The organism is Pseudomonas sp. FW305-3-2-15-C-LB1 (genome assembly GCF_058787615.1).
This window is the reverse complement of record NZ_JBYSZX010000002.1, coordinates 138478-155336: the sequence shown is the minus strand read 5'-3', so window position 1 is coordinate 155336 and position 16859 is coordinate 138478. Positions and strand designations below refer to the sequence as shown.

At 62.6% G+C, this 16859-nt stretch carries 11 protein-coding genes; 9 read left to right on the top strand and 2 right to left on the bottom strand.

What is annotated here, in order from left to right; all coding sequences use genetic code 11:
- The first annotated feature begins 145 nt into the window (after window positions 1-145).
- Window positions 146-4984 (top strand): NEL-type E3 ubiquitin ligase domain-containing protein, encoded by a 4839-nt coding sequence (locus AC3WP7_RS04550; RefSeq protein WP_102592329.1) that lies wholly within the window; start codon window positions 146-148, stop codon window positions 4982-4984.
- Here the strand turns inward: AC3WP7_RS04550 and mnmC are convergent, their stop codons facing one another.
- Window positions 4985-6967 (bottom strand): bifunctional tRNA (5-methylaminomethyl-2-thiouridine)(34)-methyltransferase MnmC2/FAD-dependent 5-carboxymethylaminomethyl-2-thiouridine(34) oxidoreductase MnmC1, encoded by a 1983-nt coding sequence (gene mnmC, locus AC3WP7_RS04545; RefSeq protein WP_102592328.1) that lies wholly within the window; start codon window positions 6965-6967, stop codon window positions 4985-4987.
- 141 nt (window positions 6968-7108) lie between these two features.
- Here mnmC and pap point away from each other — a divergent pair, with 141 nt between their 5' ends.
- The 3 genes from pap (at window position 7109) to AC3WP7_RS04530 (ending at window position 10960) form a co-directional block, all read left to right on the top strand.
- Window positions 7109-8626, top strand: a complete 1518-nt coding sequence (gene pap, locus AC3WP7_RS04540; protein ID WP_092243228.1) for a polyphosphate:AMP phosphotransferase — start codon at window positions 7109-7111, stop codon at window positions 8624-8626.
- Between the two features lie 109 nt (window positions 8627-8735).
- Window positions 8736-9920, top strand: coding sequence for a thiolase family protein (locus AC3WP7_RS04535; protein WP_093513967.1), 1185 nt, complete (start codon window positions 8736-8738; stop codon window positions 9918-9920).
- An 83-nt stretch (window positions 9921-10003) separates the two neighbouring features.
- Window positions 10004-10960 carry a DMT family transporter gene (locus AC3WP7_RS04530; RefSeq protein ID WP_102592327.1) on the top strand — a complete coding sequence of 319 codons (957 nt, stop codon included), beginning with the start codon at window positions 10004-10006 and terminating at the stop codon, window positions 10958-10960.
- A gap of 1 nt (window position 10961) precedes the next feature.
- Here AC3WP7_RS04530 and AC3WP7_RS04525 read toward each other — a convergent pair whose 3' ends face one another.
- A complete protein-coding gene (locus tag AC3WP7_RS04525) occupies window positions 10962-12344 on the bottom strand; it encodes a class II fumarate hydratase (protein WP_093529583.1) in 1383 nt (460 codons plus the stop codon).
- A 182-nt stretch (window positions 12345-12526) separates the two neighbouring features.
- Between AC3WP7_RS04525 and AC3WP7_RS04520 the strand changes: the two genes are divergently transcribed.
- The 5 genes from AC3WP7_RS04520 to AC3WP7_RS04500 all read left to right on the top strand — a co-directional run bounded on the left by AC3WP7_RS04520 (window position 12527) and on the right by AC3WP7_RS04500 (window position 16842).
- A complete protein-coding gene (locus AC3WP7_RS04520) occupies window positions 12527-13045 on the top strand; it encodes a DUF2059 domain-containing protein (RefSeq protein WP_058424992.1) in 519 nt (172 codons plus the stop codon).
- A 6-nt stretch (window positions 13046-13051) separates the two neighbouring features.
- Window positions 13052-13348 carry a BolA family protein gene (locus AC3WP7_RS04515; protein ID WP_038847405.1) on the top strand — a complete coding sequence of 99 codons (297 nt, stop codon included), beginning with the start codon at window positions 13052-13054 and terminating at the stop codon, window positions 13346-13348.
- 118 nt (window positions 13349-13466) lie between these two features.
- On the top strand, window positions 13467-14408 hold the full coding sequence (gene trhO, locus AC3WP7_RS04510) for an oxygen-dependent tRNA uridine(34) hydroxylase TrhO (RefSeq protein ID WP_071490747.1): 942 nt from the start codon (window positions 13467-13469) through the stop codon (window positions 14406-14408).
- Between the two features lie 36 nt (window positions 14409-14444).
- Window positions 14445-15047 carry a DsbA family protein gene (locus AC3WP7_RS04505; RefSeq protein WP_170856062.1) on the top strand — a complete coding sequence of 201 codons (603 nt, stop codon included), beginning with the start codon at window positions 14445-14447 and terminating at the stop codon, window positions 15045-15047.
- Window positions 15040-16842 (top strand): ABC transporter ATP-binding protein, encoded by a 1803-nt coding sequence (locus AC3WP7_RS04500; RefSeq protein WP_092243245.1) that lies wholly within the window; start codon window positions 15040-15042, stop codon window positions 16840-16842. The genes AC3WP7_RS04505 and AC3WP7_RS04500 overlap by 8 nt, the downstream gene beginning before the upstream one ends.
- Window positions 16843-16859: the final 17 nt, after the last annotated feature.

Sequence of the window (16859 nt, the reverse complement as noted above, 5' to 3'; positions counted from 1 at the left end):
CTGACACGGGGCTATTCGTGGAGTTTTAGATCAATCGGTTATAAGCGGAATGGGTCTTTCGTAAGGCGGTATACAAATACCCGGTTGTGACCCAGGCCAGGCTTATCGTTTGGCGTCATGTTCAGCTGGCTGAGGAAGCATGCCGATGACGCAAAACCGCGATTTGAGTGAGGTCGCCGCAGGGGCGACCCAGGATGAAATGGACAGGGCATTGCTCGACATGACCGGCGATCTGGACAAGGCGCAGGTTTTGCGCAAAACCGTCCCGCGCTGGTTGATTGGGGCCGACGCTTCGACCCTCACGGCCCTTGAACAGGCGCATATCGACAGCAAGGCGATCCGTGAGAACGTCCGTTACCTGTTACAGCGCCTGGAACCGCTGGATCAATACTGCGCAGAGCGCTTGACCAATTTTCTGCGGGCCAAAGGGGTTGATTCGCCGGATGTCAGGCAAGACCTGCTGGAGTTGCCCAAACGTAAGCTCACCGGCGTCAGCCCTGACCTGGGGGGCGGCTTGCTCCAGACCGTTACCTATACAAAGCAAAGCCTGCTGCATGCAGCGATGCAGAACTTCTCTGACGCGCGCGCCGAGCCCGGGGGCATGTCCGTCGCCGCTGTGGTGCGCTCTGCGGCCACCAAGCAGCCGATCGTCGGCATGACGGTGCCCGAATTTGTCGGTTATTGCCGGGAGCTGGACCTGGGGGCCCTCTATCAAAAGCACATCGAAGAGGTCTTCGACCTGCCCGACCCGAAAAGCAAAGAGGAAGTCAGTTCCTACAACCAGGCTGCTGTCAGTATTGGCCTGGGCAAACTCATGGACATGCGCATGGATCTGCATATTGCCTTGTGCAAGGGGCATATCGAAGCCGGGACCTACGCGCGGTTGCTCAAGCTGATCGGTTTCGACCGTCCGGCCAGTGAGCTCAAGAGCAAGGTGCCGGGCAACGGTCTGACTACGTGGCAAGGCGTGAACATCGATGACACCTGTGTGTGGAGTGTATTGGTGTTTTCCGGCAGCGTACCGGGCAGCCTGGATACCGGCCCCTTTATTGTCTACATGCCTAACGAACCCTCCAGGCCCTGGTACGAGTACCCGACGCTGGAAGACTTCAAGGTGTACTTGTCCTTGAAGCTGCAAATCAAGAGCTACCGGACGTTTTTCGAAGGGTACCTGGATGAGTCCAACCGCCTGGATTTTTTCGAATCGTTCGACATGACGCGCAAGGTTGGCCAGCTGCGCGCCTTACCCGTCACGACCAGCCTGACAGGGTTCTTCTTCCAGGCATTCGTCGGCAAGATTCAATTGGATGCGTTAGTGCTGGCGGTGCCCAAGGCCCAGGTCGACCAGCAAGCCAGTGAAGAGCGCATGCAGCGCTATCTGGACCTGGGGCTGGACCTGCTGAATGTGGCGGCGTTGGTGGTGCCGGTGTTGGGTCAGTTGATGCTCGGCGTAGCCATCGGACAGCTGTTGGGGGAAGTGTTCGAGGCCGTCGAGGACTGGCAGCACGATGAACATACCGAGGCCCTCAGGCATCTGGTGAATGTGGCCGAAAACGTTGCGGCCATGGCTTTGTTTGTGGCGGGGGGGCGGGTAGTGGGGACGTTGAAGCGCACCCTGACAACCTCTACGGAGTTCTTCGAGAAGTTCGAAACCGTCACCACTGCCGACCAGGGCCAGAAACTCTGGCGGCCAAGGCTCAATACCTATCGACAGCCTGAGCCGGTCGCACACCAGGCCGTGGTCAATTCTCGAGGCGTCTACCAAGTCAACGGCCGCTCTTACATCCGGATGGGGGGAAACCACTATTCGGTTGCCTTCGATACCAAACTGCAGAAGTGGCGGGTTATTCATCCACAGCGCCCGCAGGCTTACCGCCCGCCGCTGGAGCACAACTTCCGTGGTGGCTGGCAGCACGTCTACGAGCGCCCCTTGCAATGGGAAGACCTCGTCTACAGCCTCAGGCGACTGGATCCAAGCCTTGAGGAGTTGCCCGCTGAGCCGTTGTCGAACCTGGCAACCCTCACCGGAATGACCCTGCCACACTTGCGGGCATTGGGCAGTGCCTACGAGCCGTTACCCGAGCGTTTTCATGACAGCGTGCTGCGCTACAAGCAAAACGACAGGGTCCGTGAACTGATGGAGTACCTGGCGCGTGGTGAACGTCCGGATGCGAGTACCGCACGCGCCCAATTGTTCGCATTGCCGCTGGTGCCAGGCTGGCCCCAGGGGCGTTTTTTCGAGGTGCTGGACGAGGAGGGCGAACTGCTGGAAAGGCATCCGGAAACAGCACCTTTCGATTATGAGGATCTGAGCATCCATATTACCCGCAAGGAGTTGAGGGACGGGCGGGTCATGGACACCTTGCTGGAGCATCTGAGCGACGAGGAGCGTGTCGACCTGTTGGGCAAGGGCGTGGCGGAAGACGACATGCGCAGCACACTGGAGCGGCGTCTGCTGGACACGCTGCGTAGCCGGCATCAAACCGTACTCGACCGTTTGTACACCTATTACGCCGGTGTTGCCCTGAACGAATTGGTGCCGTTGTGCGACCGCTTCAAACAATTGCCACCCCGTGTGGCGTGGGAGCTGTACTCACAGGCCACATTGTGGGAGCGCCGGTATTTGCGCACCACTGGCCGAGTACCACTGGTGCTTGCCCAGCGAGCACGCGAGGCGGTGGACCAGTTGGAGCAGGACCGTGCGCTGATGGGCCTGTACTGGCCGGAGTTGGCGGGGGACGGCACCCGACGCGTGGCCGTCGGTATGCTGGAGCGAATGCCCGGCTGGCCCCGAGACCTGGCATTGCAGGTACGCAGGCACACCCTGAGCGGGGAGGTGCTGGCCGAGGCGGGCGCTTCAACAGCTGCGACGCAGAGGACCCTGGTCAGTACGCCCCAGGGGTATCAGGCCTTCGATCAAAAAGGCAAGGCCCTGGGGCCGGTCGCGACAGGCGCGGACGGCTTGTATACGGCGCTTTTCGATAGCCTGCTGCCACGCCAGCGCATTGCATTGAAGCTCCAGGCTGAGAATGAGGCGGCCGACCTGCGGGGCCGCCTGCGTGCCACCACGGTGCATGAGCGTGACAGAGTCGCCCGTCACCTGTGGCCGGAACGCGGGCTGCTGGACGAAGAACCGCTGATCTGTACCCAGTCGGCGCGGGGCGAGGCAGGGCATTTCCCGGCGGCGTTGGTGCGTAAGGTCAACAAGCTTTATCCCTTGTTCAGTCCGTCGCAGGTCAACGATTTCTTGCGCGATGCGGGCCATGATCACCTGTCTCGTGCCAAGGCGGTCCAGGCACGTGAGCAGGAGTTTGAAGCGCTGCACACGGCACTCAAACGCTGGCGTGCCGAGAGGTCTGTCAATATCGTGCAGGCCGACCCCCTGTGGGACTATCGATTGAGTCGCCACCAGGCGGCGAAAAGCATCGAAAAGTGCTGGCGACGGATGTCGACCCTGCCCGACGAGCGCGCCAGCCAGGTTCCAGGGCTGTTGCTCGATGATATGGTCATCGGCCCTCTGCCGACATTACCCGCACAGGTGCGCTTCGATCACGTCGAGCATTTGTCATTGCGCCGTTTGAACCTGACCGACGATGTGGCGTATTTCCTCAGCCACTTCAAGGGGCTGCGCACCCTTGAACTGGGCGAAAACCAGATTACCCGGCTACCTGAAGCCCTGTCGCACATGCCGGGCCTGGAGCGGTTGTACCTGAGCAACAACAAACTCCAGCTCACCGAATACACCCGTGCCAAGCTGGCCGATCTGACGCGCCTGAAGGTGTTGAGCCTGGCGGATAACCCGCTGCTGGACCCGCCGGATATCAGCCGTATGTTCGCGCTGCGCAACCTGGTGTTACGCAACTGCCGGCTCAAGGAACTGCCCAAGGACCTGTGGCGCCTGCCTTATCTTGAACAGATCGATTTGCGCGCCAATGACATCAGCGTGCTGCCGGAGTGGCTGTTGCGCGTGCCGCGAAACTTTGCCCTGGGTGTCAACTTGCGGCACAACCCGTTATCGGCTCAAAGCCAACTGGCCCTGAAACATTACCGGCAGGCGTACGGTCCGGGCATGGGGTTCCTGGAAGATGATATTGCGCGTTTGAACGAGCAGAGCGCGCGCGAACTGTGGCTGGCGGACGAACGGATGGCGGGCTATGCGGCGAAGAAACTCACGTGGACGGGCCTCAAGGACGATTACCGGTCGGACGCCCTGTTCAAGTTGCTCGCGGAACTGGGCGGCACCAAAGACGCCGAGTTCGTGCGTGAGGACCTGCAGCGCCGCGTATGGCGGGTGCTGGAGGCTGCCGCAATGAACAGCGAACTGCGTGAGGAAGTATTCGAACGGGCCGCCACGCCGATCAATTGTGACGATGCCGCCGCCGTCAACTTCAGCAGCCTGGAAGTCCTGGTGGAAATCAGCGATGCCAAGGCCCTCATCCAGGGGCGTGCGCTGACGCCCAGGCCGCTGTTGAAACTGGGTCGTGGCCTGTTTCGCCTGGAGCAGTTGGAGGCGATTGCGCGCCGTCACAGTGGCCTGCATCCTGCCGCCGATCCATTGGAGGTCAGCCTGGCTTTCCGCACAGGCCTGGTCGGCGAATTCTATTTGCCCGGCCAGCCTCGGCACATGCGTTATTCGCGGCTGGGTGAGGTCACTCAGTTGGCGCTGGATGAAGCCAAGGCTGAAGTCACGCTGGCCGAGCTGTCCCCCGAGCTGATGACGTATCTCAAGAAGCTGCCGTTCTGGACCGACTACCTCAAGCGTGCCCATGCGGCTCGCTTCGAGGCCTTGAGTTCGCCCTATGACGAGCGCCTCAATGACATCTTCGAGCAAAGCCTGGTACTGAGCGATGCCGATTACCGTAGTCGCATGCACACCGTCCTCAGTGAACGGGAGCAGGCTGAAAGCGCGCTGATCGAGCGCTTGACCGAGGATGCCATCAGGGCCGAAGGGCTGGGCTCCGTGTGTGAGGCCCCAGCCGGTTGATCACTCGACCTTGCCGGTGGTGGTACGGATCAGCGCCCGCACGGCAAACCGGTTGGGGTGGCAGGCGTCAGCCACGGCGCGCGGCACCGGCAACGGCTCGCTGTCCAGCCAGGCGGCGAGCAACTCCGCACTCAGCGGGGCGGTGATCAGCCCCCTTGAGCCATGGCCGCTGTTGACGTAAAGCCCGTCCAGCCAGGGGCAAGCGGTGCCTGGCACTTGCCGGGCGTCCTTGCGCAGGGCGGCGTAGGCCTGGTCGAACGCCTGGCGGTCGGCCAGTGGTCCCACAATCGGCAAGTAATCCGGGCTGGTGCAGCGGAACGCGGCGCGACCTTCCAGGGTCGCCGGCTCCAGGGTGTCGGCGCCCAGGCGCTGGGCCAGGTCCTCGGAGATGCCCATGAGCAGCTCCAGGTTTTCGGCATGTTCAGCGGCGGTGGGCGTAAGGTCATCGCTTTTGAAGTCGAAACTGGCGCCCAGGGTGTGTTCGCCCAGGCGTGGCGGGGCGACGTAGCCTTCGGCGCACACCACCGTGGCCAGGGCCTGGCTGTCGGCGGTCTGCGGCAAACGGGTGATCTGCCCGCGAATGCGCTTGAGGGGCAGGTCGGCGAACCGCTGGACTTCGGCGGCGCCGGCCAGCACCGCCACGCTGGTGCTGGCCAGCAGGTGTTCACCGTCCCAGGCTTGCCACTGACCGTCGACATGACGCAGGTCGAGCACATCGTGGTGGGTTAGCACGGTCACGCCCGGTTGATGGGCTTGCCACTCGCACAATGCCGGTGGGTGCACCCAGCCGCCTTCGGGGAAAAACAGCCCACCGTGTGCCAGTGCGATACCGGCGCGGGCCTGGGCCTGGTCGCGGTCGAGCAGGTGCAGCAAGTCCGGCGCGAAGGCAGCGGCCAGTTGCGCCTGGCGCTGGGCCTCCTTGGCATCGAAGGCCAGTTGCAGCACGCCGCAACCGTCCCAGTCGACGCCGCGATGCAAGTGCTCCAGCACTCGACGGGTATAGCCGAACCCGGCCACGATCAACTGCGACAAGGCAGTGCCGTGGGCCGACAGTTTCAGGTACAGCACGCCCTGGGGATTGCCGGAGGCTTCCCGCGCCACGCCGTCATGGCGCTCCAGCAGGCTGACTTGCCAACCCCTGGCCGCCAGGCTGGCCGCCGTCGCACAGCCCGCCAGGCCGGCGCCGATCACCAGTGCGTGGCGGTCACCCGTAATGGCGGGCGGCCTGGCGAACCACGGCTTGGCCGCGGCCGGTAACGGCGTGTCGGTCGGCCAACCGAGAAACTCCCCGCGCAGGATCTCCCACTTGTGACCAATGCCCGGCGTACGTTTCATCTTGAACCCGGCGGCGTTGATCAACCGACGCACCCAGCCGGTGCTGGTAAACGTGCTGATAGTCGAGCCTGGCGCCGCCAGGCGTGCCAGTTCGGCAAACAGCTCGGCGGTCCACATATCCGGGTTTTTCGCCGGGGCGAAGCCGTCCAGGAACCAGGCGTCTATCTGCGCGTCCAGTTGGGGCAGTTGCTCCAGGGCGTCGCCGATCAGCAGGGTCAGGGTCACGCGACCGTTATCCAGCACCAGGCGCTGGAAGCCCTGATGGATGGCAATGTATTGCGCCAGCAGTTGTTCGGCGAAGGGTTGCAGTTCCGGCCAGAGCAGCAGGGCGCGTTGCAGGTCGGCATGGCTGAGCGGGTACTTTTCCACGCTGACGAAATGCAGGCGCGCACCGGCCACGGCGTGTTGTTCGAACAGTTGCCAGGCGCAGAGGAAATTCAACCCCGTGCCGAACCCGGTCTCGCCAATCACCAGCCGCCCACCGGCGGGCAGCGCGGCAAAGCGCTCCTGCAAACGGTTCTGTTCGAGGAACACGTAGCGGGTTTCTTCAAGGCCTGACTTATCGGAAAAGTACACATCGTCGAAGATCCGCGAGTGCGGGCGACCTTGGTCATCCCAGTCGAGTTGGGCGTGGGTGATGGGGTTCATGGGCGGCTCGGTAAAGGCAAGGCCGCCATTCTAGCCGATCAACCGGCATTGAATTGACCCATGGCAAGCGCCGGTGGAATTTCCTCCCGCGTATTGCTGCCTAATCCGCTAGTCTTGAGCCATCTTGAAACGGAGCTGCCCATGTTCGAATCCGCCGAAATCGGTCACGCCATCGACAAAGACACCTTTGAGGCCGAGGTGCCGGCCCTGCGCGAGGCCCTGCTGGAAGTGCAGTACGAGCTGCAGCAGCAGAAGCGCTTCCCGGTGATTATCCTGATCAACGGTATCGAAGGCGCCGGCAAGGGCGAGACGGTCAAGCTGCTCAATGAATGGATGGATCCGCGCCTGATCGAAGTGCGCACCTTCGACCAGCAGACCGACGAAGAACTGGCGCGCCCGCCGGCCTGGCGCTATTGGCGCCAACTTCCTGCCAAGGGTCGCATGGGCATCTTCTTTGGCAACTGGTACAGCCAGATGCTGCAAAGCCGCGTACATGGGCAGATCAAGGACGCCCGCCTCGACCAGGCCATCGCCGGCGCCGAACGCCTGGAGAAAATGCTCTGCGATGAAGGCGCGCTGATCTTCAAGTTCTGGTTCCACCTCTCCAAGAAACAGATGAAGGCGCGGCTCAAGGCCCTGGCCGATGACCCCCTGCACAGTTGGCGCATCAGCCCGCTGGACTGGCAGCAATCCGAGACCTACGACAAATTCGTGCACTTCGGTGAGCGCGTGTTGCGCCGCACCAGTCGCGACTATGCGCCGTGGCATGTGATCGAAGGCGTGGACAGCAACTACCGCAGCCTCACCGTGGGCAAACTGCTGCTCGAAGGCCTGCAGAATGCGCTCAAGCTGTCCAAGGGCAAGGCCAGCGGCATGAACCCGGCGCCGTTGATCGCGTCGGTGGACAAGAAGAGCCTGCTCGACAGCCTCGACCTGTCCCAGCGCCTGGACAAGGACGATTACGAAGAACAACTGATCACCGAACAGGCGCGTTTCTCCGGATTGATGCGCGACAAGCGCATGCGCAAGCACGCCCTGGTCACGGTGTTCGAGGGCAACGATGCGGCGGGCAAGGGCGGGGCGATCCGTCGGGTGGCGGCGGCGCTGGACCCGCGTCAGTACCACATCGTGCCGATTGCCGCGCCCAGTGAAGACGAACGCGCCCAGCCTTACTTGTGGCGGTTCTGGCAGAAGATCCCGGCGCGCGGCATGTTCACCGTGTTCGACCGTTCCTGGTATGGCCGCGTGCTGGTGGAGCGCATTGAAGGCTTCTGCACCCCGGCGGACTGGATGCGCGCCTATGGCGAGATCAATGACTTCGAAGAGCAACTGCGCGATGCGGGTGTGATCGTGGTCAAGTTCTGGCTGGCCATCGACAAGGACACGCAACTGGAGCGCTTCCAGGCCCGCGAGGAAATCCCCTTCAAGCGCTTCAAGATCACCGAAGACGACTGGCGCAACCGTGACAAATGGGATGACTACCGCGCGGCCGTGGGCGATATGGTCGACCGTACCAGCACCGAGGTGTCGCCCTGGACATTGGTGGAGGCCAACGACAAGCGCTGGGCCCGGGTCAAGGTGTTGCGCACCATCAACCTGGCGCTGGAAGAGGCGTTCGCCAAATCCGATAAGCACGACAAAAAGAAAAAGAAAAAATGACGCAGTGAGCCGCGTCGCCATGGTTTTGTATCTATGGGGTGAATGATCGTCGCGGTGGCGCGGGGCGCGATCTATGCTCGATCCGACAACCACAAGATCGAGGTAGCCCATGCGTGAAGTAGTGATCGTCGACAGTGTGCGAACCGGCCTGGCCAAGTCCTTTCGCGGCAAGTTCAACCAGACCCGCCCCGATGACATGGCGGCCCATTGCGTCAACGCGCTGCTCGCCCGCAACGGCATCGACCCGGCGACGGTGGAGGATTGCATCGTCGGCGCCGGCTCCAACGAGGGCGCCCAGGGCTACAACATCGGGCGCAATGTGGCGGTGCTCTCGCAACTGGGCACCGGCGTGGCCGGCATGACCCTCAACCGGTTCTGCTCCTCGGGCTTGCAGGCGATTGCCATTGCGGCCAACCAGATTGCGTCGGGTTGCAGCGATATCATCGTCGCCGGCGGTGTCGAGTCCATCAGCCTGACGATGAAAAGCGTCAATACCGACAACCTGATCAACCCGCTGCTCAAAGAGCAGGTGCCGGGTATCTATTTCCCCATGGGCCAGACCGCCGAGATCGTCGCGCGTCGCTACCACATCAGCCGCGAAGAACAGGACCTGTACGCCCTGCAAAGCCAGCAGCGCACCGCCCAGGCCCAGGCCGATGGGCTTTTCAGCGATGAAATCGTGCCGATGGCGGTCAAGTACAAAGTCGAAGACAAGAACACCGGTGAGGTGCAGATCCTGGAAGGTGTGGTCGATCGTGACGACTGCAACCGCCCGGACACTACCCTGGCCAGTCTGCAAGGTTTGAAGCCGGTGTTCGCCGAGGATGGTTCGGTGACGGCGGGCAACTCGTCGCAGCTCTCCGACGGTGCCTCGATGACGCTGGTGATGAGCCTGGAGAAAGCCCTTGCACTGGGGCTCCAGCCCAAGGCGTTTTTCCGTGGCTTCACCGTGGCCGGTTGCGAGCCGGACGAGATGGGCATCGGCCCGGTGTTCTCGGTGCCCAAGTTGCTCAAGGCCAAGGGCTTGCAGGTGGCGGACATCGACCTGTGGGAGCTTAATGAAGCGTTTGCCTCGCAATGCCTGTATGCGCGCAATCGCCTGGAAATCGACAATGCCAGGTACAACGTCAATGGCGGTTCGATCTCCATCGGGCATCCATTCGGCATGACCGGCTCGCGGCAGGTGGGGCACCTGGTGCGTGAGTTGCAGCGACGCAACCTGCGTTACGGCATCGTCACCATGTGCGTGGGCGGCGGCATGGGGGCCACCGGGTTGTTCGAAGCAGTGCGCTGATCGGCAAATTAAGTGTTCGCTACACAAAGTGCATCGGGTGCCCCTAGAATGCGGCTCCACTTCATCCGGCTTCTGGGGTACTCATGCACATCTCTTCCGGCCGCTGGGTCTATGGTTTGCTCCTGACCCTGCTGACCGCGTTTCTGTGGGGCATTCTGCCGATCAAACTCAAGCAGGTGCTGCAGGTGATGGACCCGATCACCGTCACCTGGTTTCGCCTGATCGTGGCCGGCAGTTGCCTGTTCGTCTACCTGGCGCTGACCAAACGCTTGCCCAGCCGCAAGGTGCTTGGCCCCCGGGGTGGTTGGCTGGTGGCGATGGCGGTGTGCGGACTGGTGGGCAACTACGTGCTGTATCTGGTGGGCCTGAAATTGCTCAGCCCCGGCACCGCGCAGTTGGTGGTGCAGATGGGGCCGATCTTTTTGATGGTCGCCAGTGTGTTCGTCTTCAAGGAGCGCTTCAGCCTGGGACAGGGGGTGGGGCTGTTGGTGTTGATCATTGGTTTCGGCCTGTTTTTCAACCAGCGCCTGGAAGAACTGCTGACCTCGCTCGGCGCCTACACCGCCGGCGTGCTGACCGTCCTGCTTGCCACCACGATCTGGGTGTTCTACGCCCTCGGCCAGAAACAACTGCTGACGGTGTGGAACTCGCTGCAGGTGATGATGGTGATCTACCTGTCCTGCGCCGTGTTGCTCACGCCTTGGGCACATCCCCTGGAGGCGTTGGACCTGAGCCCGCTGCAAGGCTGGCTATTGCTGGCATGCTGCATGAATACCCTGGTGGCCTACGGCGCCTTTGCCGAAGCGCTGGCCCACTGGGAAGCCTCGCGGGTCAGTGCGACCCTGGCGCTCACGCCTTTGGTGACCTTTGTGGCGGTGGCCGTGGCGGCCTGGCTGTGGCCCGACTATGTGCAGGCCGAAGAGATCAACGCCCTGGGCTATGCCGGGGCGTTGGTGGTGGTGCTGGGTTCGGCAACCGTGGCGCTGGCGCCGTCGTTGCTCGCCGGGCTCAGGGCCCGGCGGTTGCGCCTGGCGTCCTAGGCTAGGTGCCCAGCATGTCTTCGGGGCGAACCCACTGGTCGAACTCTGCATCGGTGAGGTAGCCCAGTTCCAGCGCGGCTTCCCGCAGCGTCAGCCCTTCGGCATAGGCCTTCTTGGCGATCTCGGCGGACTTGTCGTAGCCAATGTGCGGGTTGAGCGCGGTGACCAGCATCAGGCCACGCTCCAAGTGTTCCGCCATTTGCACAGGGTCAGGCTCCAGCCCGGCCACGCAGTGTTCCTGGAAGTTGTTGCAGCCGTCGGCCAGCAGGCGGATCGACTCCAGCAGGTTGTGGATGATCACCGGCTTGTACACATTCAACTGCAAGTGACCCTGGCTGGCGGCAATGCCGATGGTCACGTCATTGCCCAACACCTGGCAGGCCAGCATCGACAGCGCTTCACACTGGGTCGGGTTGACCTTGCCCGGCATGATCGAGCTGCCCGGTTCGTTGGCCGGCAATTTCACTTCGGCCAGCCCGGTGCGCGGCCCGGAGCCCAGCAGGCGCAGGTCATTGGCGATTTTCATCAGGGCCACGGCCAGGGTTTTCAGCGCGCCGTGCAGCGTCACGAGAGGCTCATGGCCGGAGAGGGCGGCGAATTTGTTCGGCGCGGTGACGAACGGCAAGCCCGATAGCGCCGCCAGCTCCGAGGCGATCGCCTCGCCGAAGCCATGGGGCGCATTGAGCCCGGTGCCCACGGCGGTGCCGCCCTGGGCCAGCTCGCACACGGCGGGCAGGGCGGCACGGATCGCACGTTCGGCGTAGTCGAGTTGAGCGATGAATGACGACAGCTCCTGGCCGAAGGTAATCGGGGTGGCATCCATCATGTGGGTGCGCCCGGTCTTCACCAGCTTCATATGTTTGGCGGCTTGCTCTGCCAGGCCGCCGGACAGGGTGGCAATCGCCGGCAGCAAGCGTTGATGCACCGCCTGCACGGCGGCGATGCTCATGGCGGTAGGGAAGCAGTCATTGGAACTCTGGGAACGGTTGACGTGATCGTTGGGGTGCACCGGGCTCTTGCCGCCGCGCTTATTGCCCGCCAGTTCGTTGGCGCGACCGGCGATCACTTCGTTGGCGTTCATGTTGCTCTGGGTGCCGCTGCCGGTCTGCCACACCACCAGAGGGAACTGGTCGTCATGTTGGCCGGCCAGCACTTCGTCGGCGGCCTGTTCGATCAGGCGGGCGATGTCGGCGGGCAGATCGCCGTTGCGGTCGTTGACCCGTGCCGCCGCCTTCTTGACCAGGGCCAGGGCATGCAACACCGCCAGGGGCATGCGCTGCTCGCCGATGGCGAAGTTCACCAGCGAACGTTGGGTCTGGGCGCCCCAGTAAGCGTCATCCGGGACTTCGACTTCTCCCAGGCTGTCGGTTTCGATACGGCTCATCGGGCACACTCCTTCAGGTTCGTTTGCGCAGTTTAGGCTGTGAAGAGCCTCGGGGGTTCCCCTGAAAGACTTTTCATCGGGCAATCCCTGTCCGACAAGGCCCGGGGTTGAGCCCTGAGGTTTTTTAGGCGCAGAATGGGCGCCCTTGGGGTCTTACCTCGCCTGCTAGAAAAGGAAACTCGATGACTCGTCTTCGTGCCATCTGTACCGCGGTTGCTCTGGTTTGCGCCAGCGGCCAGGTTCTTGCCGATACCGCCAGCCACAACGCCAGTGCCGAAGCCTTCCTTACCCTGGCCCACGCCGACAAGCTGGGTACCCCGGTGTACATGCAAGTGCAACAAATGTTCGCCCAGCGTTTCGAACAGACCAAGGCGCCTGCCGCCAAGCAGTCCGTACTGGACAGCTACCAGGCCAAGGCCAACGCCGCCCTCGACCAGGCCATCGGCTGGCCGAAGCTCAAACCAGACATGGTCAAGCTCTACACCACCAACTTCAGCGAATCCGAGCTCAAGGACCTGGTTGCCTTCTACCAGTCGCCACTGGGCAAGAAAGTCCTGGAAAAAATGCCGCAACTGACCCAGCAATCGGCCCAGATGACCCAGGCGAAGCTGGAAAGCGCCGTGCCGGTGGTGAACAAGCTGTTGGAAGACATGACCAACGAGCTGACGCCTAAAGCCGCCGCCCCGGCCAAGAAGAAGTAAGCAGGAATGACCATGCAACAGCGTATCGAAACGGCGCTTGCCGCCCTGGGCACCGACCACCTGAGTGTGCTGGACGAAAGCCACATGCACAGCCGTGGGTTGCAGACCCACTTCAAGGCCGTGCTGGTCAGCCCGCAGTTCGAGGGGCTCAACCGCGTCAAGCGCCACCAGAAGGTCTACGCCACCCTGGGTGACCTGATGAGCGAGTTTCATGCGCTGGCGCTGCATACCTACACGCCTGAAGAGTGGGCGAAAATCGACGCAGCCCCGGCCTCGCCGACCTGCGCCGGCGGGCATGATTGATGATCGGGTGTCTCTGACACCGGGCATTTGTTAGAATCCGCGACGCGCCGCCTAGACGGCGCGTTTTTTTTGCATCCGGTTCACCCCTTACGAGGGTAGCCACCTGGAGAGAACACCCATGACTCAACCGATTGTCGTGGCGGCACTGTATAAGTTCGTCACCCTCGAAGATTACGTCGCCCTGCGCGAGCCACTGTTGCAGGCGATGCTCGACAACGGCATCAAAGGCACCTTGCTGATCGCCGAGGAAGGCATCAACGGCACCGTTTCCGGCAGCCGCGAAGGCATTGATGGCTTGATGGCCTGGCTGAAGAACGACCCGCGCATGGTCGACATCGACCACAAGGAATCCTACTGCGACGACCAGCCGTTCTACCGCACCAAGGTCAAGCTCAAGAAAGAGATCGTGACCCTGGGCGTCGAAGGCGTCGACCCGAACAAGAAGGTCGGCACCTACGTCGACCCGCAGGACTGGAACGCGCTGATCAGCGACCCGGAAGTGCTGTTGATCGACACCCGTAACGACTACGAAGTGTCCATCGGCACCTTTGAAGGCGCGATCGACCCGAAAACCACCAGTTTTCGCGAATTTCCCGACTATATCAAAGCCAACTTCGACCCGGCCAAGCACAAGAAAGTCGCCATGTTCTGCACCGGCGGCATTCGTTGCGAGAAGGCCTCGAGCTACATGCTCAGTGAGGGTTTCGATGAGGTCTACCACCTCAAGGGCGGCATCCTGAAGTACCTCGAAGAGGTGCCGCAGGCAGAAACCAAATGGCAGGGCGACTGCTTTGTTTTCGATAATCGCGTCACCGTGCGCCACGACTTGAGCGAAGGCGACTACGATCAATGTCATGCCTGCCGCACACCCGTGAGTGTTGAGGACCGCGCCTCCGAGCACTATGTGGCGGGCATCAGCTGCCCGCATTGCTGGGATAAGCTGCCGGAGAAGACCCGCCGCAGTGCGATCGACCGGCAGAAGCAGATCGAGCTGGCCAAGGCCCGTAACATGCCGCACCCGATTGGTTTCAACTACAAGCAAACTCCTTCCGAGGCCTGAGCCATGTCCGCGCGCCTGCTCTATGTGATGGACCCGATGTGTTCCTGGTGCTGGGGCTTTGCCCCGGTGGCCGAGGCGTTGGTGGAGCAGGCCCAGGCGGCCGGCGTGGAGCTGCACCTGGTGGTGGGCGGCTTGCGTACCGGCAGTGGCGCGGCGCTGGAGCCGACCACGCGGCGCTATATCCTGGAGCACTGGCAGGCGGTGACCGACGCCACCGGCCAGCCGTTCAAGCGTGACGGCGCACTGCCTGACGGTTTTGTGTATGACACGGAGCCGGCGTGCCGCGCCATCGTCACGGCGCGCAGCCTGGCGCCGGATTGTGCATGGAAGCTGCTGGGGCTGATCCAGCGCGCGTTTTATGTCGAGGGCCGCGACGTGACTCTCGCCAGTGTGCTGGTGGAACTGGCCGAGCGGGCAGGCATCCCGCGCATCGAGTTTGCCGGCGAATTCGACCGCGCCGAGCAGCACGCCGCCACCGCTGCCGATTTTACCTGGGTACAGGACCTGGGCATCGCCGGTTTCCCGACGCTGCTGGCCGAGCGCAATGGCCAGTTGGCGTTGCTGACCAACGGTTACCAGCCGCTGTCCGAGCTTTCGCCTTTGCTGGGCCGATGGCTGGAGCGAGCCACCTGTGCATGAGCAACCTCAACGCACCGACCGCCTGACCTGGGCGGAAATCCGCCGCCTGGCCCTGCGCCACAAGAAGTCCCTGTGGATCGCCAATGGCGTCGCCGTGCTGGCGACCCTGTGCAGCGTGCCCATCCCTCTGTTGTTGCCGTTGCTGGTGGATGAAGTGTTGCTGGGTCGTGGCGATGCCGCGCTCAAGGTGATGAACCACGCCTTGCCCCTGGGCTGGCAGAAAGCCGCCGGCTATATCGGCCTGATGTTGCTGGTGACGCTGTTCCTGCGCTGCGGCGCGTTGGTGTTCAACGTGGTACAGGCGCGGCTGTTTGCGCGGTTGGCCAAGGACATCGTGTACCGCATCCGCGTGCGCCTGATCGAGCGGCTCAAGCGTATTTCCCTCGGCGAATACGAAAGCCTGGGCAGTGGCACGGTCACCACCCACCTGGTCACCGACCTGGACACCCTGGACAAATTCGTCGGCGAAACCCTCAGCCGGTTCCTGGTGGCGATGCTTACGTTGGTGGGCACGTCGGCAATCCTGGTGTGGATGCATTGGCAACTGGCGCTGCTGATCCTGCTGTTCAACCCGTTGGTGATCTACGCCACGGTGCAGTTGGGCAAACGCGTCAAACACCTGAAGAAACTGGAGAACGACAGCACCTCGCGGTTTACCCAGGCCCTGACCGAAACCCTGGATGCCATCCAGGAAGTGCGCGCCGGCAACCGCCAGGGCTTCTTCCTCGGGCGCCTCGGCCAGCGGGCCCAGGAAGTGCGCGACTTCGCGATCCATTCCCAGTGGAAAACCGACGCATCGAGCCGCGCCAGCGGGTTGTTGTTCCAGTTCGGCATCGACATCTTCCGTGCGGCGGCCATGCTCACGGTGCTGTTCTCCGACCTGTCCATCGGCCAGATGCTCGCGGTGTTCAGCTACCTGTGGTTCATGATCGGCCCGGTGGAGCAGTTGCTGAACCTGCAGTACGCCTATTACGCGGCGGGCGGGGCGCTGACGCGGATCAACGAACTGCTGGCGCGGGCCGATGAACCGCAATACGCGGGCGGCGAAGACCCGTTTACCGGGCGCGAAACCGTCGGCATCGAAGTACGTGGCCTGAATTTCGGTTATGGCGAAGACCTGGTCCTCGACCAGTTGAACCTGGCCATCGCGCCCGGCGAGAAGGTCGCAATCGTCGGCGCCAGCGGCGGTGGCAAAAGCACCCTGGTGCAATTGCTGTTGGGCCTGTACACGCCCCAGGCCGGGACGATCCGCTTTGGCGGTGCCACCCAGCAGGAAATCGGCCTGGAGACCATCCGCGAGCACGTCGCCGTGGTGCTGCAACATCCGGCGCTGTTCAACGACACCGTGCGCGCCAACCTGACCATGGGCCGCGAGCGCAGTGACCAGGCCTGCTGGCAGGCACTGGAAATCGCCCAGCTGGATGCGACCGTCAAGGCGTTGCCCATGGGCCTGGACAGTGTGGTGGGGCGTTCCGGGGTGCGGTTTTCCGGCGGCCAGCGTCAGCGCCTGGCGATTGCGCGCATGGTGTTGGCCGAACCGAAAGTGGTGATCCTCGACGAAGCGACTTCCGCCCTGGACGCCGCCACCGAGTACAACCTGCACCAGGCACTGGCGCGCTTCCTCAGCGGCCGTACTACACTGATCATCGCCCACCGCCTGTCGGCGGTTAAGCAGGCAGATCGAGTGTTAGTGTTCGACGGCGGTCACATTGCAGAGGATGGCGACCATCAGCAATTGATTGCTGACGGTGGTTTGTACGCCAAACTCTATGGGCACTTGCAACAAGTACGTTGATTTAGCCTAGGCTGAGC